14 protein-coding genes and 1 tRNA gene are annotated in these 17,424 nt (G+C 69.2%); 9 read left to right on the forward strand and 6 right to left on the reverse strand.

What is annotated here, in order from left to right:
* Positions 1-19: 19 nt before the first annotated feature.
* A complete protein-coding gene (locus FVA80_RS01500) occupies positions 20-1,549 on the forward strand; it encodes a DUF6880 family protein (protein WP_147906121.1) in 1,530 nt (509 codons plus the stop codon).
* Between the two features lie 110 nt (positions 1,550-1,659).
* Here FVA80_RS01500 and FVA80_RS01505 read toward each other — a convergent pair whose 3' ends face one another.
* On the reverse strand, positions 1,660-2,028 hold the full coding sequence (locus FVA80_RS01505; protein WP_147906120.1) for a DUF427 domain-containing protein: 369 nt from the start codon (positions 2,026-2,028) through the stop codon (positions 1,660-1,662).
* Positions 2,025-2,918 carry a methyltransferase domain-containing protein gene (locus tag FVA80_RS01510; protein ID WP_147906119.1) on the reverse strand — a complete coding sequence of 298 codons (894 nt, stop codon included), beginning with the start codon at positions 2,916-2,918 and terminating at the stop codon, positions 2,025-2,027. Before FVA80_RS01510 ends, FVA80_RS01505 begins: the two co-directional genes overlap by 4 nt.
* A 181-nt stretch (positions 2,919-3,099) precedes the next feature.
* On the opposite strand from FVA80_RS01510, the gene FVA80_RS01515 reads away from it, so the two are divergent.
* Together FVA80_RS01515 and FVA80_RS01520 are read left to right on the forward strand one after the other, a co-directional pair.
* A complete protein-coding gene (locus tag FVA80_RS01515; RefSeq protein WP_147906118.1) occupies positions 3,100-3,345 on the forward strand; it encodes a hypothetical protein in 246 nt (81 codons plus the stop codon).
* A gap of 18 nt (positions 3,346-3,363) precedes the next feature.
* Positions 3,364-4,125: a ComF family protein gene (locus FVA80_RS01520; protein ID WP_147906117.1), complete on the forward strand. Its 762-nt coding sequence runs from the start codon at positions 3,364-3,366 to the stop codon at positions 4,123-4,125.
* Between the two features lie 6 nt (positions 4,126-4,131).
* On the opposite strand, the gene FVA80_RS01525 is transcribed toward FVA80_RS01520, so the two are convergent.
* Complete coding sequence (locus tag FVA80_RS01525; protein ID WP_147906116.1) at positions 4,132-4,725, reverse strand: GNAT family N-acetyltransferase; 594 nt, start codon at positions 4,723-4,725, stop codon at positions 4,132-4,134.
* A 309-nt stretch (positions 4,726-5,034) separates the two neighbouring features.
* On the opposite strand from FVA80_RS01525, the gene zapE reads away from it, so the two are divergent.
* Positions 5,035-6,267 (forward strand): cell division protein ZapE, encoded by a 1,233-nt coding sequence (gene zapE, locus FVA80_RS01530; protein ID WP_187193563.1) that lies wholly within the window; start codon positions 5,035-5,037, stop codon positions 6,265-6,267.
* Positions 6,264-9,218, forward strand: coding sequence for a response regulator (locus FVA80_RS01535; protein ID WP_147906115.1), 2,955 nt, complete (start codon positions 6,264-6,266; stop codon positions 9,216-9,218). Before zapE ends, FVA80_RS01535 begins: the two co-directional genes overlap by 4 nt.
* 58 nt (positions 9,219-9,276) lie before the next feature.
* On the opposite strand, the gene ubiB is transcribed toward FVA80_RS01535, so the two are convergent.
* The 3 genes from ubiB to leuB all read right to left on the reverse strand — a co-directional run bounded on the left by ubiB (position 9,277) and on the right by leuB (position 12,885).
* On the reverse strand, positions 9,277-10,839 hold the full coding sequence (gene ubiB / locus FVA80_RS01540) for a 2-polyprenylphenol 6-hydroxylase (protein WP_147906114.1): 1,563 nt from the start codon (positions 10,837-10,839) through the stop codon (positions 9,277-9,279).
* 67 nt (positions 10,840-10,906) lie between these two features.
* Complete coding sequence (gene ubiE, locus FVA80_RS01545) at positions 10,907-11,689, reverse strand: bifunctional demethylmenaquinone methyltransferase/2-methoxy-6-polyprenyl-1,4-benzoquinol methylase UbiE (protein ID WP_147853575.1); 783 nt, start codon at positions 11,687-11,689, stop codon at positions 10,907-10,909.
* 86 nt (positions 11,690-11,775) lie between these two features.
* On the reverse strand, positions 11,776-12,885 hold the full coding sequence (gene leuB, locus FVA80_RS01550) for a 3-isopropylmalate dehydrogenase (RefSeq protein ID WP_147906113.1): 1,110 nt from the start codon (positions 12,883-12,885) through the stop codon (positions 11,776-11,778).
* Positions 12,886-13,296: 411 nt separating this feature from the next.
* Here leuB and FVA80_RS01555 point away from each other — a divergent pair, with 411 nt between their 5' ends.
* From FVA80_RS01555 to FVA80_RS01570, 4 genes are all read left to right on the forward strand, one after another.
* Entirely contained in the window at positions 13,297-14,862 is a 1,566-nt protein-coding gene (locus tag FVA80_RS01555; RefSeq protein ID WP_147906112.1) for a 2-isopropylmalate synthase, read from the forward strand.
* 103 nt (positions 14,863-14,965) lie between these two features.
* Positions 14,966-15,041: transfer RNA gene (locus FVA80_RS01560), tRNA-Lys, on the forward strand.
* A 235-nt stretch (positions 15,042-15,276) separates the two neighbouring features.
* A complete protein-coding gene (locus FVA80_RS01565; RefSeq protein WP_147957771.1) occupies positions 15,277-16,011 on the forward strand; it encodes a hypothetical protein in 735 nt (244 codons plus the stop codon).
* 421 nt (positions 16,012-16,432) lie between these two features.
* Positions 16,433-17,320 (forward strand): helix-turn-helix domain-containing protein, encoded by an 888-nt coding sequence (locus FVA80_RS01570; RefSeq protein ID WP_246692228.1) that lies wholly within the window; start codon positions 16,433-16,435, stop codon positions 17,318-17,320.
* Positions 17,321-17,424 lie beyond the last annotated feature (104 nt).

Below are 17,424 nucleotides of genomic sequence, written 5' to 3' on the forward strand. Positions count from 1 at the left end.
CGGATCGGCGGGTGGTGCCATGGCACGCGCGAAGGCCATAACGCGAGGGGCGGGGCGTCAGGCCCTGTCGAAGCCGGAGGCCTCTCCGAAGGCGGCGCGACCCAAGGGCGCCCGCCGCACGACCCCGTCGCCCGAGACGCTGGCGGCCCTGGGGCCCGACCGTCTGATCGGCCTGATCCTGGGAGAGACCGCGCGCAACTCCACCTTCAAGAAGCTGGTCACCGCAGCGCTCGCCGCCCTGCAGGGGCCGGACGCCGTGGCGGCGATGATCGACCGGCGCCTGGCTGCGCTGGAATCTGCGCAGGGCTACATCGACTGGCAGAAGCGCAGGGCCTTCGCGGCCGATCTCAACGCCACCGTGACGGTCATCGTCGACGAGTTGCGCCCCCTCGATGCCAGCGCCGCCCTGGAGCGGCTCCGGCGGTTTCTGGACGGCGCCGACGCGGTGCTGAACCGGGTCGACGACAGCACCGGTGCGGTGCAGGGCGTCTACGAGCGCGCCAGCGAAGCTTTCGTCGAGACAGCAGCCAATCTGCCGCCCGCTGCGGCCGCGCAACTGGCGACCAGCCTCGTCGGCCCATTCACGGCCGACCCGTTCGGTCCCCTCGGCACGCTGCTCGGCGAGATCATGCCGACACTTGACAGGGACACCCTTTCGGAGATCGATGCCGCCCTCGCGGAGGCAGCTCTCGGGATGGCGAAGGGTGGAGAAGCCAGAAACGAGGCTGCATACCGCCGCGTTGCCGCCCGCGGCCAGATCCTGCGCCTGCGCCAGGTCATCGCCGACCGGCGCAACGATACCGACGCCTTCATCGCGATTGAGACGGAGATCGCTTCGGGTCGAGAGGACCGCGTGTCGATCGCGCAGCGGCTGCTCGCTGCCGGCCGCGCCGAGGAGGCCCTGGACTGGATCCGGCGCACGCCGGAGAAGGGTTTGCACATCGTCACGCGGGCCGACCTGATCGCCGGCTACGACCCGCGCGGTCCCGAGCGCGAGCGCCAGGCGCTGGAGATCGACATCCTCGACGCACTGGGCCGGAGCGATGAAGCGCAGGCGCTGCGCTGGGCGCGCTTCGCGCGCGACCTCGATGCCCCGATGCTGCGCGCCTACCTCGCCAAGCTCCCGGATTTCGAGGACGAGGAAGCGCTTCTCAAGGCGCTGGATCACGTGGAATCCTTCGCCAATCCGCACCGGGCACTCGCCTTCCTGGTGATCTGGCCGGACCTTATGCGGGCCGCCAGGCTGGTCGAGGGGAACCGGGAGGTCTGGCAGGGCGAGCACTATCCCGTTCTGGCCCCGGCCGCCGACGCGTTGGTCCAGGATCATCCGCTGGCGGCCACGATTCTGTATCGGCGGCTGCTCGACGGCATCCTCGATGCCGGCCGGAGCGCCGCGTACACGCACGGCGCCCGCTACCTTCTGGAACTCGACACCCTCGCCGAGCGTCTGGAGACGGGCGCGATCAGCCCGGCACCGGCTGCCTATCGGGAGGCTGTTCGACGCGATCACGGCCGCAAGCACGCCTTCTGGGGTTTGCTTAGGGATTGAACGGCTCCGGTTGCCGTTCGCGTCAGCGTTGCGTGTTCGCCGCGAGAGAGCCCGATAGAGCAGGACCTTCGGTCGTGTCGCCCTGATACCGCCAGCGGGATGGCCGCCCGCTATGGCGCGTCCGAGACCTCGATGACATCGACCAGATCGGGATAGAACGCCACGTGGCCCGCGATCGCGGCCACCGCCGGGAAGGGCGTTTCATAGCTCCACACCGCATCGGATCGCCGCGTGCCATCGACCAGGAGGTCGAAGTAACGGGCATCGCCCTTGTACGGGCAGTGGCTGGTCCGTGCCGTGGGTACGAAATGATCGGCTCGGATATCGGCCCGCGGGATGTAGAACACGGCTTCGTAGCGGGATTCCTGAAGGCGCAGGGCATGACGCGTCTCGGCGACGGGTACGCCCGCCACGAGAACGCGCACCCGGCGCGCCTCAGGCGTGATCGTGATCGGATGGTCGGCGCTTGGGTTTTTCACGGCGTTCTCCCGGGTTCGGGCTTCAGTTCGACAGTACCGAGGGCGTCGGCCAAGCGTGATTTGGCGGTGCCGGGCCGAAGCGGCTTCTGCTGGCTCTCATGCGGTACCCAACCCGACAGCCACAACACCTCGAAGGTCGCCCGCACCCGTCCGTCCGGATCGGAGAAGCGCTCGGCGTAGACCTCCGCGGTGCGCACCAAGGTCGCCCGGCGCAGGGGCGTACGCCGTCGCTCGGTGAGCACGTTGGTCATGCCCATCGCCCGCAGGTCTCGCATCAGCCCGAACGGGTCGGCGTACCGCACCGTCAGGGTGTCGGTGTCGGCCACCGGCAGGGCGAAGCCCGCTCGCTGCAGCAGGGCGCCGGCCTCGCGAACCGCCGCGAACGGCGCCACCCGCGGACTGATCCCACCCTCGATCTCGCTTTCGGCCTGGGCGAAGCTCTGGCGCAGCTCGGTCAGGGTGGCACCGCCCAGCAGGCAACCAAGGAACAGGCCGTCCGGCCGCAGCGCCCGGCGCAGCTGGATCAGCGTGCCGGGCAGGTCATTGACGGCCTGGAGCGCCAGCAGCGAGACCGCGAGGTCGAGGCTTCCGGCCGCCAGGGGCAGCAATTCCGGATCGCCGACGATCAGGTTCGGCCCGCGGGGTTTGGGCAGGGCAGCCAGGCGAAGATGCATGGCGTCAGGGTAGCGCGCGGCCAATACCGGCCCCGCGCCTGCACCCGGCGTCGCGAGGTCGAGCACCGTCGCGAAATTGCGCAGCACCGCCCCAAGGCGGTCGTCCATGTCTTCGACGACGCGGTCGAGCAGGAAGGCGGCATAGCCGTTCCGTTCGGCACGGGCGAGGCGTGCGCGGGCGAGGACGGTGTCGAACAGGGCGGCCGGGGAATCCATGACGGTGCAGATGGCGCTTTCGAACGCATCCTGCCAGCACCCTCGAAGTCACCTGTGAAACCGATTGATCGCCGTCACACACAGAGCCGTGAGGCAGGATAACGTGGCGGAACGACTCGGCGGGGTCGCCGTTCCTGCTGCGACTGGCCGCAAGGCCGAGATTGGTTATGGAGTGCAGGTCATGAAGCGCATGCTCGTCGGAGCCGCAATGGCGCTGGCCACCCTCACCGCCGCGGGCGGCGCCGAGGCGAAGGGCTGCATCAAGGGTGCGATCGTGGGCGGCATCGCCGGCCACTATGCCGGCCATCACGGCCTAATGGGTGCCGCCGCCGGCTGCGCCATCGGCCGCCACCGGGCGAACGCCAAGGCCCGGGAGGTGGATCAGCAGGTCGATCAGCGGGGCGCGCGTCCCGTCTCGGCCCGCTAGCGCCCGTCTGCGACCCGGATGACGGCCCTGCGGGCCGTCGCATCGGCCCTGCGCGGCTTGCCGCGCGGGGCCTTGTCGTTGATCTACCCGCCGACGTGCGCCGGCTGCGGCGGCGCCACCGCCGATCCCGGAGGCCTGTGTTCAGACTGCTGGACCGGCCTGCGTCTCATAGAGGAGCCCCTGTGCCCGCGCTTCGGCACGCCGTTCGCGGTCGATCTCGGGGTCGGGCCTCTGCTCTCCCCCCGCGCCATCGCGGAACCACCGGTCTTCGGACGCGCGCGTGCGGTCGCCCTTTATGATGATGTCGCCCGCCGCCTCGTCCACCGGCTGAAATACGAGGATCGGCTCGACCTGTCCGCCGTGATGGGCCGGATGATGTCTGCGAGCGGCCGGGCCCTCATCGCCGAGGCGGATTGTGTCGTCCCTGTGCCGCTGCACCGTTGGCGGCTCTGGCGCCGCCGCTTCAATCAGGCCGCCCTTCTGGGTCGGGTGATTGCCCGGGGCGCCGAGCTTCCGTACGAGCCCTGCACTCTGGTGCGGGTGCGGGCAACCCGCTCGCAAGTCGGCCTGAGCCGACCGGCCCGCGCCGAGAACCTGAGCGGTGCCTTCCGTGTGGACGCCGCCCGGGCGCACCTCATCCGCGGCCGGAGGATCCTGTTGATCGACGACGTCATGACCACCGGGGCGACCGGCAACGCCGCGTCCCGGGCCCTGCTGCGCGGCGGGGCGGCGTCCGTAGACGTGCTCACCTTCGCGCTGGTCGGTGACGCAGCCGGATGAGGCGGTTCAGACGGTCGCCCGCTCGCGATGCGGAAAGCTCACCGCCAGAGTGAAGTCGAACGCCTCCGCGATGCTCTCGTGCCAGAGCGAGAACGGCGTCGGCCGGGGGAGATGAAGCGCGCCCTCCGTCTCGGTGCCGGCACGCTGCAGCGCCGCGCCCTGCTTGGCCGCCAGCCGCAGCATCGGTCCGTTCCCGGACAGGCAGCGCACGTGCAGGTCGGCCACGCCGCGATGGCGGGCGGCGCGGGCGATCCGGGCGAACAGGGACGCGCCGATACCCTGACGGCGGTAGGCGCGCTCCACCGCGAAAGCCGCCTCCGCCCGTGGGCCAAGACCGTAGGGCGACGGTCCGAGGGCCATCGGCCGTAGCTCGGCCAGGCCGCGCAGTTCTCCACTCACGAAGGCGCCGTACATCACGCCGTCGGCGGTGAGTGCCTGCGCGGCATAGGCCCGCACGCCGCCTTCACTGACATTGCCCATGAAGCGATTCGCGCGTGCCTCGGGATCGAGCCGCAGGAAGTAGTCGAGGACCGCAACGCGGTCGGCCGGCCAAAGGCGCCGGACCGTGTGGGCCGACACGGCGAGGTGTCGAACGGCCATGGTGGGTCTCCGGTCTCTGCGCGTTGTCGCGCAAGTTGGTCCGGACGTTCCTCCCGAAGGACGAGGCTGATCTCGCATCCCCGAGCTTGTTGTGCAATGCAGCAATATGACTGAGCCCGGTCACGGGAGGCCTGCCATGCGCCGGCTTTCTGGAACGGTTCGCTGCGCCGTGTTCCAGGTTGCCTCGGTGCGCGGGCTTGATTCGCGTCGAGCTTGCGCGGCACAGGGATGCGGCCCCGGCGGGAACGGTCTACCGGGGGCGGGGGGTGCCGGGTCCGGCGCCGTATCGTGTTTCAGGGGACCGGTGGCGTGAGCGAGCAATCCGGGAAGCAACACGCGCCATCCGCGGAGGCGCGGGCCAGCGCCGTGTCGCCCGGCCCGGTCCATGACCGCTACGAGGCGCTGGTCGGCACCGGCGCCATCGAGCGGGATCCCGCCCAGGCGCAACTGGTGCGCGCCCTCGACCGGCTGATCCAGGATCTCGGACGCCGCAAGCGCGCCAACAAGACCAGCGCGCTGGGCTGGCTATTCCGGCGCAAGGACGAGGCTCCCGCTCCCAAGGGGCTCTACATCTGGGGCTCAGTGGGCCGCGGCAAGACCATGCTGATGGACCTGTTCCACGAGGCAGCGCCGGGACCCAAGCGGCGGGTCCACTTCCACGGGTTCCTGGCCGACGCGCACGCGCGCATCCACGCTTACCGACAGGCGCTGAAAGCCGGCACCGTGAAGGGCGACGACCCGATCGGACCCGTCGCCGACCAGCTCGCCGACGAAGCGACCCTGTTGTGCTTCGACGAGTTCACGGTGACCGACATCGCCGACGCGATGATCCTGGGGCGCCTGTTCGGCCACCTGTTCCGGCGCGGCGTGATCGTGGTGGCGACCTCCAACGTCGAGCCCGACCGGCTCTACGAGGGTGGCCTCAACCGGGCTCTGTTCCTGCCATTCATAGCGACGCTGAAAGAGCAGGTGGACGTGGTGCGGCTCGATTCGCGGACCGATTTCCGGCTGGAGAAGCTCGGCGGCGCCGCCGTCTATCACGTGCCGGCGGATGCGGCCGCCCGGGCAGCCCTGGACGCCGCTTTCAAGGGGCTCACCGGCAAGGCGCGAGGCCGCACCGCGACGATCCAGGTCCAGGGTCGAGACGTCGCGATCCCCGAGGAGGCCAACGGCGTCGCGCGCTTCGGCTTCGACGATCTCTGCCGGCAGCCGCTCGGCGCCTCCGACTACATGGCCCTGGCGCGGGCCTTCCACACGGTGATCCTCGACGGAATCCCGGTGCTCGGGGAGGCCGAGCGCAACGAGGCGAAGCGCTTCATCACCCTTGTGGACACCCTCTACGACCGGCACGTGAAGCTCGTGGCCTCGGCGGCGGCCGAGGCGCAGGACCTCTACACGGCGGAGACCGGGCGCGAGGCGTTCGAGTTCGACCGAACCGTCTCCCGGCTGATCGAGATGCGCTCGCGGGAATACCTTGCCCTGCCGCACGGACGGGCCGATTCCGAGGCCTCGGGTGCCAGCACCGGGCTGGTGGAGACATGAGCCGACCGGGAGTCGGCTCGATCTTCCGCCTGCGTCGGCCGAACTGGCGTGGAGCCGGTCCGCTCGGGCCGCTCCTCGGCTCGCCGGCCGCCTTCGTCCTGCTGGTCGTCGCGCTTGCGGCGGGCACGGCCAACTACATCGCCGGTGAGGCCGACCGGGGCGCCACCGCGCAGGCCAACGCCACGATCACGGGGGTCGAGCGCCTGCTCTCCGAGGTCAAGGACCTGGAGACCGGCGAGCGCGGCTTCGTGCTGGTCGGCAGCGAGGATTACCTGACGCCCTACACCCTCGCGCTCGGCAAGCTCGAGACCGAGCTGGCCGCCCTCGGGGCGACCGCGCAGGAGCCGGTCCGACGCGGCGGCCCGTCGCTTGCCGGGCTCGTGGCTCAGAAGCGCGATTTCGCCACCCGGGTGGTCGCGGCGCGCCGGGACCGGGGCTTCGACGCGGCCACCGACCTCGTGCGCACCGGCGAGGGCAAGCAGCTGATGGACGCGATCCGCGCGGAGGCGACGTCCCGCCAGGCGATCACGGCCCAGCACCTCGACGAGGTGCAGACCCGGGAGCGCTGGCGCGGACTGATCCTGTTCCTGCTTTCGGGGGCGGCCGCGCTCGGCGCGATCGTGTTGCTCGCCCGCCTCGCCCTGGTGCGGCGGCAGGAATCGTTGCGCATGTCGCGGCTGCTCGATGGGGTGCTGGCCAACGCCCCCGTGGGCCTCGGATTCCTCGACCGCGACCTGAAGATCCGTCACATGAACCGGGCGCTCGCCACCATGAGCGAGCGCGGCTTCGGGGCCGATCTCGGGGCGCCGATCTGGGCGATGCTGCCGACGCTGCAGGAGGCGCTGGCGCCCAAGCTCGCGGCGGCGCTCAACGAGGGCCTGGTCTCGCCCAACGTGCCGGTGGCGATCCCGACACCCTCGGCGCCCGGGGGCGTCCGTCAGTTCTCGATGAGCTTCTACCCCCTGCGCGGCGAGGCGACCGGGCCCGATAGCGGGCAGGACGTCGAGGGCGTGGGCTTGGTCGTGGTCGATGACACGATCCGCCACCTCGCGGAGGTGCGGACGAAGCGCAGCGAAGAGCGCTTCCGCTCGCTGATCGAGGCCAGCGCGGCAATCGTGTGGACCGCGAACCCGGAGGGCAGCCTGCACCGGCGCCAGATTGCCTGGAGCCGCTTCACCGGCCAGGACGAGACCGCCTATGCCGGCCTCGGCTTCCTCGACGTGATTCATCCCGACGACCGCGCCCACACCCAGGCCGACTGGTCCCGCGCGGTGAACACCCTGCAGCCCTACGCTACCGAGCACCGGATGCGCGCACGCTCGGGCGCATACCGGCACATGAGCGTGCGCGCCGTGCCGATCCTCGAAGCGGACGGCACGCTGCGGGAATGGGTCGGCACCCACACCGACATCACCGAGCGCAAGGAAGCGGAGGCCGCCATCGAGGCGGCGCGGGCTGCGGCCGAAGCCGCCAACGAAGCCAAGAGCCAGTTCCTGGCCAACATGAGCCACGAGCTGCGCACGCCGCTCTCGGCGGTGATCGGCTATTCCGAGATGGTCCAGGAGGAGCTCGAAGATCTGGGCGAGGCCGCCCTGATCGCCGACATGAAGAAGATCGAATCCAACGCCCGGCACCTGCTCGGCCTGATCAACGACGTGCTCGACATCTCCAAGATTGAGGCCGACCGGGTGGAGATCTACGCGGAGGATTTCGACGTCGCCGAAGTGGTCCACGACGTCGCCGCCACCGTCGAGGGGCTGATCGCCAAGAAGGGCAACACGCTCACGCTTGACCTGGCGGCGGATGTCGGCACGGCGCACACCGACGTAACCAAGCTGCGCCAGTGCCTGATCAACCTCCTCAGCAACGCCGCGAAGTTCACCGAGAACGGCCGGATCACGCTCGGGGTCGCCCGCACCACGGAGGCCCTCCGCTTCACGATCGCGGATACCGGCATCGGCATGAGCGCGGAGCAGGTCGGGCGCCTGTTCGAGCGCTTCACCCAGGCCGACGCCTCGACCACCCGCCGCTTCGGCGGTACCGGCCTCGGATTGTCGATCACCCGGGCTTTCTCGGAAATGCTCGGCGGCGCCATCGTGGTGGAGAGCCGGGAAGGGGAGGGCACCGTCTTCACGCTGACCCTGCCGGCGCAGTTCCAGGGCCCGGAGGCCGAACATGCGAACGCGGCCGGCGCAGGCGTCGGCGACCGCCGGACCATTCTGGTGGTGGACGACGATGCCGCGACCCGCGACCTGCTCGCCCGCTTCCTGGAGCGCGAGGGGTTTTCCGTGGCTGTGGCGGAGGACGGGCGCCGGGGCCTCGAACGCGCCCGCGCCCTGCGCCCCCGGGCGGTGCTACTCGACGTGACCATGCCGCAGATGGACGGCTGGGCGGTGCTACGGGCCCTACGGGCGGATCCCGAGATCGGCGCGACGCCGATCGTGATGGTCACGGTACTGGACGAGCAGAACCTCGCCTTCTCGCTCGGCGCCACCGACTATCTTCAGAAGCCGATCGACTGGGGCAGCCTGCGGCAGGTCATCGACCGCTTCCGGCCGGTGACCGTGGACGGCCCGATCCTGGTGGTCGAGGACGAGGCGGACGTGCGTGCCCATCTCTGCGCCTATCTCGGCCGCGAGGGTTTTCCCGTGGTCGAGGCTGAGAACGGCCTGCGCGCTCTAGACACCTTAGAGGCGGAGCGCCCCTGCCTGGTGCTGCTCGACCTGATGATGCCGGAGATGGACGGCTTCGGTTTCCTGCGGGCCATGCGCGCCCGGGCCGACTGGCGCGACATCCCCGTGGTCGTCCTCACCGCCAAGGACATCACCGCCGAAGACCGCCGCCGCCTCGCCGGCCAGGCCGACCGCGTACTCGCGAAGGGAACGACCGGACTGAGCGAGCTCGCCCGCGAGTTGCGGGCACTGATGCCGGGGCACACCGAGGTCGCCTGACCCGCACATCGTCCCGAGCAGGACGATGTGCGGTTGGGATTGTCGGTCTCCCTTCTGATCAGAAGCCCCGGAACGCCATCACCAGCGCCCCTACCGCGATGCCCCACAGGGCGAGCGTCGACCAGATCGCACGTCGGCGCTCGTTGCGGGCGAAGCGCTCCAGGCGCTGGGCGTCGCCCGTCCCGCTCTCGTCGAGGCGGATCAGCACGCGCTTGAGCCGCGTCGCGAGGTCAGGGATGTCGCCGACCACGTCGGAGAGCACACGCAGGGCTTCGAAGCCGCTCTGAGCACGCCCGAGCGGGCCTGCATTCTTGGCGATCCAGCTGCGCACCACCGGCTCGGCCGTGGTCCACATGTCGAGGCGCGGATCCAGGGAGCGGGCCACGCCCTCGACAACCACCATGGTCTTCTGGAGCATCACCAGTTCGGTGCGGGTGCTCATGTCGAACAGGGCGGTGATGTCGAACAGCAGGGTCAGCACCTTGGCCATCGAGATCTCGTCGGCCCGACGCTGGTGGATCGGCTCGCCGATCGCCCGGATCGCCTGCGCGAAATCCTCGACGGAATGATGCGCCGGCACGTAGCCGGCCTCGAAATGTACCTTCGCCACCCGGCGGTAATCACGCAGGATGAATCCCAGCAGGATCTCGGCCAGGAACCGCCGCTCGTTCAGGCCGAGCCGGCCCATGATGCCGAAATCCACCGCCACCAGCCGGCCCTCGGCGTCGACCAGCAAATTTCCCTGGTGCATGTCGGCGTGGAAGAAGCCGTCGCGAATCGCCTGGCGCAGAAAACTCTGGATCACCGTGCGCCCAATCGCCTGCGGATCGTGGCCGGCCGCGACGAGATCGGCCGCGCTGTGCAGGCGCACGCCCTCGATCCACTCGGCCGACAGCACCTCCCGGGCGGTCAGCTCCCATTCGGGCTTGGGCACCCGAAAATCGAGGTCGTCCCGGGTATTCTCGGCGATCTCCGAGGCGGCGGCCGCCTCCAGGCGGAAATCCATCTCCATCAGCACCGAGCGTGCGAGGATCTCGACCACCTCACGCGGGCGCAGCCGCTCGGCCTGCGGAGAGAGGGCGTGCACCACCCGGGCCATGAACCGCATGACTTCGAGGTCGCGCATGAAGCGCTCGCGCACGCCCGGGCGCATCACCTTCACGGCTAGCGCCCGCTGCGTGCCGTCGGCATCCTGCACGACGGCCTTGTGGACCTGCGCGATCGAGGCGGCGGCGATCGGCTCGCTGAACGACACGAACAGCGCGTGAACCGGCTTGCCCAACGCCATCTCGACCACCTTCAGGGCGGTCGCCTGGGGGAACGGCGGTACCCGGTCCTGCAAGCGTTCCAAGTCCGAGGCCGCCTGCATGCCGACGATATCGGGGCGGGTCGCCAGGAACTGGCCGAACTTCACGTAGGACGGACCGAGCCGTGTCAGGGCCGACGACAGGCCGGCGGCGCCGTCATCCAGACCCCGGCGCTCCAGGGACCGTCCGAGCTTCAGGGCGAAGCGCAGGTGGGCCGGCAGTTCGGACGGGCTGGCGAGGGCGAGCGCCCCCTCCCGGGCCAGGACGAAACCGACCCGGGCACCGCGGAACAGGTTGATCGCGGCGCCGATCATGGACGCACCGAGACCTTCCCGCCCCCCAATGCAGGGGTGGGAATCAGATCGCGCTCGACGGCCAAGATCAGGAGACCTTCCAGCCGGAATGGATCGCCACGATCCCGCCCGAGAGCGGCCGGTCCGTGACGTGGCGGAAGCCGGCGCGCTCGATCATGCCGCTGAACGCACCCCGGCTCGGGAACTTCCGGATCGATTCGACCAGGTACCGGTAGGATTCGGCATCGCCGGCGACCCGGGCACCGATCCGCGGGATCACGTGAAAGGAATAGGCGTCGTAGATCCTGTCGAGCAGCGGGATGTCGACGGCGGAGAATTCGAGGCACAGGAACCGGCCGCCGGGCTTCAACACGCGGCGCGCCTCGGCGAGGGCAGTCTCGATCCGCGGCACGTTCCGGATGCCGAACGCGATCGTGTAAGCGTCGAAGGCGGCGTCCGGCAGCGGCAGCGTCTCGGCGTTGCCGGTGACGAAGGCGATCCGGTCGCCCGCGCCCTCGACCTTCTCCCGGGCCCGCTCGGCGCCGACGCGCAGCATCGATTCGTTGATGTCGAGCACCGTGACCCGCGTCTTCGGCCCGCCCGCGGCCAGGACCCGGAACGCGACGTCACCGGTGCCGCCGGCGACGTCGAGATGCGCGAACGGCCGGCCCTGCGGCGGCCGCAGCATCGACACGAGCTGCGCCTTCCAGGCCCGGTGCAGGCCCGCCGACATCAGGTCGTTCATGACGTCGTAGCGGCGGGCGACCGAGTGAAAGACGCTGTCGACGCGCCCCTGCTTCTCGTCGAGCGACACGCGCTCGAAACCGAAATCTGCGCCTTCGCGCTCCGTCGCCCCGTCCCCGGCCTTCATGACGCTCCCGTTCCTCACGTCCGCGCGTCTTAGCGAAGGCCGCGCCCATCCGCCATGCGTCCTATCACGCGGACGGAGCCAGATCCTCAGCCGACGCGGGCATGCAGGGCGTCCGCCACGGCGTTCGCCATGGCGCGCGTGCCTATCGCGTTGGTGCCCTCGCCGGCGATATCGGCGGTACGGGCCCCCCCGGCCAACGCGTCCATGACGGCGCCGTCCAGCGCGTCCGCGGCCTCGCCGAGGCCGAACGAGTAGCGCAGGCACATGGTCAGCGAGCCGATCATGGCGATCGGGTTCGCCTTGTCCTGCCCGGCGATGTCCGGTGCCGAGCCGTGGCACGGCTCGTAGAGCGCCCGGCGCACGCCGCTTTCATCCACCGCGCCCAGCGACGCCGAGGGCAGCATGCCCAGCGAGCCGGTGAGCATCGCGGCGAGGTCGGACAACACGTCGCCGAACAGGTTGTCGGTCACGAGCACGTCGAACTGCTTCGGCCTGCGTACCAGCTGCATGGCGCAGTTGTCGGCCAGGATGTGCTCCAGCTCGATGTCGGCGTAGTGCTCGGCATGAACCTTGGTGACGACCTCCTTCCAGAGGACGCCGGACTTCATGACGTTGTGCTTCTCGGCCGAGGCCACCCGGCCGGAACGCTTGCCCGCCAGATCGAAGGCGACCTTGGCGATCCGCTCGATCTCGCCCGTCGTGTAGACCTGGGTGTCGACCGCCCGCTTCGAGCCGTCCTCCAGGATGGTGATCTCCTTGGGCTCCCCGAAATAGACGCCGCCGGTCAGCTCGCGGACGATCATGATGTCGAGGCCCTCGACCAGCTCGCGCTTGAGCGCGGAGGCATCGGCGAGCGCCGGGTAGCAGATCGCCGGCCGCAGGTTGGCGAACAGCTCCAGATCCTTGCGCAGCCGCAGCAGGCCGGCCTCGGGACGATTCTCGTAGGACACGCCCGCCCATTTCGGACCGCCGACCGCACCGAGCAGGATCGCGTCCGCCGCCCTGGCGCGCGCCAGGGTCTCGTCCGAGAGCGGGCTGCCGTGGGCATCGAGGGCGCAACCGCCGACGAGATCGGTCTCGGTCTCGAACGTGGCGAGGCCGGTCTCCTTCAGGGCGCCGAGCACGACCTGCATGCCGGCCGCGACCTCCGGGCCGATCCCGTCGCCGGGCAGGAGCAGGAGCTTGTAGCTGGCCATGGCGGTCTCGCGGGTTCTCTCTCGACGTGCCGGCGGGCTTTATCCAGGGCGGACCGCGCTTGGCAAGGCGGCGGGCGAGGGCGGCCCTTGTGTTTCCGGCACGCGGGGGCTACCTCTGCGGCCCTTCGCGCGGATGCCGCTTCACGCCGTCCGCGACTCACCCGGGAGAGACGAGCCTTGGCCAGAGCCGGCTCAGCGTCCGAGACCGCCCACGCCGCTTCGTCGGCGTTGCGGTTGCGCGCGCCTCGTGCCCGGCTTCGTCTTCCGCTTCTGCTTACCCGCCCCTGAGGGCCGTCCGGGCGCGCGCGCCTGGGCCTTCAGGGGATTGTCGGAACTCGCGAACCTCAGCCCCTCCCGGGGCACCACGCCGCTCCGCGCAATATGCCGGGCGGCCCGCGACAGGGTAAAGCCATGACCACCACCAGCACCACCGCCGCCCGCGAACGCATCGTCATCTTCGACACCACCTTGCGCGACGGCGAGCAGTGCCCCGGCGCCACCATGACCCATGACGAGAAGCTGGCGGTCGCCGAGCTCCTCGACACGATGGGCGTCGACATCATTGAGGCGGGCTTCCCGATCGCCTCGATCGGCGACTTCGAGGCTGTGTCGGAGATCGCCCGGCGCACCAAGCGCGCGACCATCGCGGGCTTAGCCCGCGCGATTCCCGCCGACATCGCCCGGGCCGGCGAGGCGGTGCGGCACGCCAAGCGCGGACGGATCCACACCTTCGTGTCGACCTCGCCGATCCATCTCGCGCACCAGATGCGCAAGACCCAGGACGAGGTGCTGGAGATCATCCTCAAGACCGTCGCCCAGGCCCGCGACCTCGTCGAGGACGTGGAATGGTCGGCCATGGACGCGACCCGCACGCCGATCGACTACCTGTGCCGGTGCGTCGAGGCCGCGATCAAGGCCGGCGCCACCACGATCAACCTGCCCGACACGGTGGGCTACGCCACGCCGTCCGAGTACCGCGACATGTTCGCGGCGGTGCGCGAGCGGGTGCCGAACGCCGACCAGGCGGTGTTCTCGGTCCATTGCCACAACGACCTCGGCCTCGCGATCGCCAACTCGCTCGCCGGCATCGAGGGCGGCGCCCGGCAAGTGGAGTGCACGATCAATGGGATCGGCGAGCGGGCCGGCAACGCCGCGCTCGAGGAGATCGTCATGGCGCTGCGTACCCGCGCCGACGTGCTGCCCTACGAGACCGGCATCGAATCGACCATGCTGACCCGGGCCTCCAAGCTGGTGAGCCACGCCACCAACTTCCCGGTGCAGTTCAACAAGGCGATCGTCGGCCGCAACGCCTTCGCGCACGAGAGCGGCATCCACCAGGACGGCATGCTCAAGAACGCCGAGACCTACGAGATCATGACGCCGGCCTCGGTCGGCCTGACCAAGACCTCCCTGGTGATGGGAAAGCACTCGGGGCGGGCGGCGTTCCGCTCCAAGCTCGACGACCTCGGCCTGCACCTGTCCGACAACCAGTTCCAGGACGCGTTCGAGCGCTTCAAGGCGTTGGCCGACCGCAAGAAGCACGTCTACGACGAGGATATCGAGGCCCTGGTCGACGAGAACCTCGCCACCGCCCACGACCGTATCCGGCTGGTCTCGCTCTCCGTCATCGCCGGCACGCGGGGCCCCCAGCGCGCCACCCTGCGCATCGCCGACGAGGACGGCACCCGGATCGAGGAAGCCGACGGCAACGGACCGGTGGACGCGGTGTTCAACGCGATCACCGCCCTGGTGCCGCACAAGGCCGAACTGGAGTTGTACCAGGTGCAGGCGGTCTCCGGCGGCACGGACGCCCAGGCCGAAGTCTCGGTACGCCTGCGCGACGGCGACCGCAGCGTCACCGCCCGGGGTGCCGACCCGGACACGCTGGTGGCGTCCGCGAAGGCTTATCTCTCGGCCCTGAACAAGCTCGCGGCCCACGCCGTGCGGGTTCATGCACAGCACGCGGCAGCAGAATAGCAAAAAACCCGCATCCGGGGGTGGACAGCCCCCGAATGCGTTGGTATCAGCCCGCCACCCCGGACGGACTTGGTGGCCACCGGGGCGGGTCGCAGACGCGATCGGGCGCATAGCTCAGTTGGTAGAGCAGCTGACTCTTAATCAGCGGGTCCTAGGTTCGAACCCTAGTGCGCCCACCAAGACTTCCCGGAACGGTCCTCACAGTCTCATTCGTCGGATCGACGCCGCACAGGCGGCGCGGGGCCGTGGCGGCTTTGCATCGTCGTGCCGCAACCCACGCACAACGAAAACAATTCTTTGGCGACAGAGCTGAAGACAATTTGTTCTGCCTGTGCAATTTCGGGTTTAGAACTATCTCCGCCTGAAGATGGTCTGGCTTTCGCATATCGCGGGCTGAACTCGGAGATTTGTCGGTTGGTTCGTTTCGCCTCGATTGTCGCCGCGGCAGGAGCAGGCGCCCTGGCGTGGTGCGGACCCGCTTCGGCGGCGCCGGAGATCACCCTCGCGGCGATCGCGACGGGCCGGCTCTACATCGTCGGAACTACGGAGCGTCCGCATGTGCCGGTGGTGCTGGAGGACAAGTTCCGCACCGAGTCGGACGAGAAGGGCAGGTTCCAGTACGAACTCGTCTACCATCCGAGCCGGTGCATCGTGTCGGCGACCATCGACGGCAAGACTGTAGAGGCGGTCGTCAGCAATTGCGGCCAGACCTGCGAGGCCGCACCGCAACCCGCGGCGGCCGCCGCTGCTGCGCGCGCTACCGGCCGGGAAGGCGGCGCCTCCGGTGGCCGGGGAGCGCGGCTCAGCCGTCGCGAGGGGCGCCGAACAACCGGTCCGCCGTCGCGCCGCCGCCGAACCCCAACGCCGCGCCGACTGGAACGCCCGATGCCGCGCCGAAGAACGTCCAGATCGCTCGGCCACCGAGGCCACCGCAACGGCCTGCCGTGCGGACGCCGCCGCAGGCCCGGACCGTCCAACCGGCCAAGCCGGCGCGCAAGGCCAGGCCGGCGCAGCGGCCAGCCCCCGACGATGCCGGACCACCGATCGCGGATTGATGGATCGCGGCGCCGCGATCGCAACTCGAACGGGGCCAAAGCCCGTCCCGGCAGCGCCGCCGCCAGCGCCGCGCCCCCCCCTGCCGCTGTCTGATAACGGCCAGCCTTGAGCCCGATATCAACCGACATACCGCGATAGGTTGGATAACGGCATCGTCCTGGAACGCTGCCGAAAGCCGCGCGGCGCACAGGCCGATGCGGCGCGACTTTTTAAATCATACAAATAAGATACTTTAATCGTTTGTAATTATGCTTCGCTGATCAAATTAAAGTTTATATTTTTGCGAATAAAACACATCTATATAGTCTAAGAACGGGAATCCAGCGAATCAACCATAATTTGTCAGTTTGATTATGAAACCTACCATTTCTGTTTGCGATGATGGATAATCCGACAATCCTCGATGAGGGCTACCGGATCGATCTGCGCATCAATGAAAACCATTTTCTCCGCGGTCGGCGATCAATCGAATACAAATTTCAATCTCTGGAGAGATTTTGCCACGAGCCGCTTGATGCCGGCCGAACTGTATCGGGTAGACGATGGCCACTTCCGCGGCCTTTTTGAAGGGACAGATCTCGGCTCGCTGCTGATCACCCGCTCGACGTCCAGTGCCGTAAGGGTGGAATCGACCCCGGCCACGCTCCGGCGAAGCCACAAGCGGGATACCCTCGCCGTCACGGTCAAGCTGTCCGGAACGTCGATGTGCGAGCAGTTCGGGCGCCAGGCCGTGCTGCAGCCCGGCGAAATCACCGTCCTGGATCGGGCAAGCCCGTCCGTCCGCCAGACGTCCGGATCGTCCCGATCCCTGCTCCTGGAAATCCCCCGGGACCGATTGGAGAACCTGCTCGGTGATGCCCGTCACTTCACAGCCCTGACCATCGGAGAGCATCTCGGCAGCGCGCGCCTCGTGACGACGTTCCTCGACACGTTGCTCCAACTCGAGAACGTGCTCACGGCCGACGTCGCCCAGCGGATGTCGGCCATCGTCGTGGACCTGATCGCGGCCAGCATCGCTGAGCGCCTGGCCAAGGAGGTGCCCCGGCCACTGCACGGCACCGTCGTGGTCCAGCGGGCCAAAGCCCATGTCGAGGCCAACCTCGGTGACCTGACCCTGGACCCGCCCCAGCTCGCGGCGATCGTCGGCGTTTCGCTGCGCCGCCTTCAGGAACTGTTCCACGAGCACGGGCAGCACATCTCCGATTGGATCTGGCAGCGCCGGCTGGAGGCCGCTGCCAAGCGCCTGGCCGACCCGGGGTGTCGACATCTGTCCCTCGGCACCCTGGCCTATGGCTGCGGCTTCGCCAGCCAGGCGCATTTCTCCCGGCGGTTCAGGGATCGATACGGGATGGCACCGAGCGCGTTCCGGCATCTGGCCGATCCTGGCATCCCGAAACGGTGATCCGGCCGCGCAGGGCTGGCTTCTCAACCGCAGATCGGTCGGTCGTCGATGACCCCGCGGATCCCGCACCGGGCCTCATCGTAACTCCAAGTGCAGAGCAATCA

Origin of the sequence: Methylobacterium sp. WL1 (assembly GCF_008000895.1) — a bacterium.
In the GTDB taxonomy this organism is placed as follows: Bacteria; Pseudomonadota; Alphaproteobacteria; order Rhizobiales; family Beijerinckiaceae; genus Methylobacterium.

What these genes read in the sequence shown, in the direction of transcription:
- FVA80_RS01500 (WP_147906121.1), top strand. Translation starts at nt 20, where the DNA reads ATGGCACGCGCGAAGGCCATAACGCGAGGGGCGGGGCGTCAGGCCCTG.
- FVA80_RS01510 (WP_147906119.1), bottom strand. Translation starts at nt 2,918, where the DNA reads ATGGATTCCCCGGCCGCCCTGTTCGACACCGTCCTCGCCCGCGCACGC.
- FVA80_RS01515 (WP_147906118.1), top strand. Translation starts at nt 3,100, where the DNA reads ATGAAGCGCATGCTCGTCGGAGCCGCAATGGCGCTGGCCACCCTCACC.
- FVA80_RS01520 (WP_147906117.1), top strand. Translation starts at nt 3,364, where the DNA reads ATGACGGCCCTGCGGGCCGTCGCATCGGCCCTGCGCGGCTTGCCGCGC.
- FVA80_RS01525 (WP_147906116.1), bottom strand. Translation starts at nt 4,725, where the DNA reads ATGGCCGTTCGACACCTCGCCGTGTCGGCCCACACGGTCCGGCGCCTT.
- FVA80_RS01535 (WP_147906115.1), top strand. Translation starts at nt 6,264, where the DNA reads ATGAGCCGACCGGGAGTCGGCTCGATCTTCCGCCTGCGTCGGCCGAAC.
- ubiB (WP_147906114.1), bottom strand. Translation starts at nt 10,839, where the DNA reads ATGATCGGCGCCGCGATCAACCTGTTCCGCGGTGCCCGGGTCGGTTTC.
- ubiE (WP_147853575.1), bottom strand. Translation starts at nt 11,689, where the DNA reads ATGAAGGCCGGGGACGGGGCGACGGAGCGCGAAGGCGCAGATTTCGGT.
- leuB (WP_147906113.1), bottom strand. Translation starts at nt 12,885, where the DNA reads ATGGCCAGCTACAAGCTCCTGCTCCTGCCCGGCGACGGGATCGGCCCG.
- FVA80_RS01555 (WP_147906112.1), top strand. Translation starts at nt 13,297, where the DNA reads ATGACCACCACCAGCACCACCGCCGCCCGCGAACGCATCGTCATCTTC.
- FVA80_RS01570 (WP_246692228.1), top strand. Translation starts at nt 16,433, where the DNA reads ATGCCGGCCGAACTGTATCGGGTAGACGATGGCCACTTCCGCGGCCTT.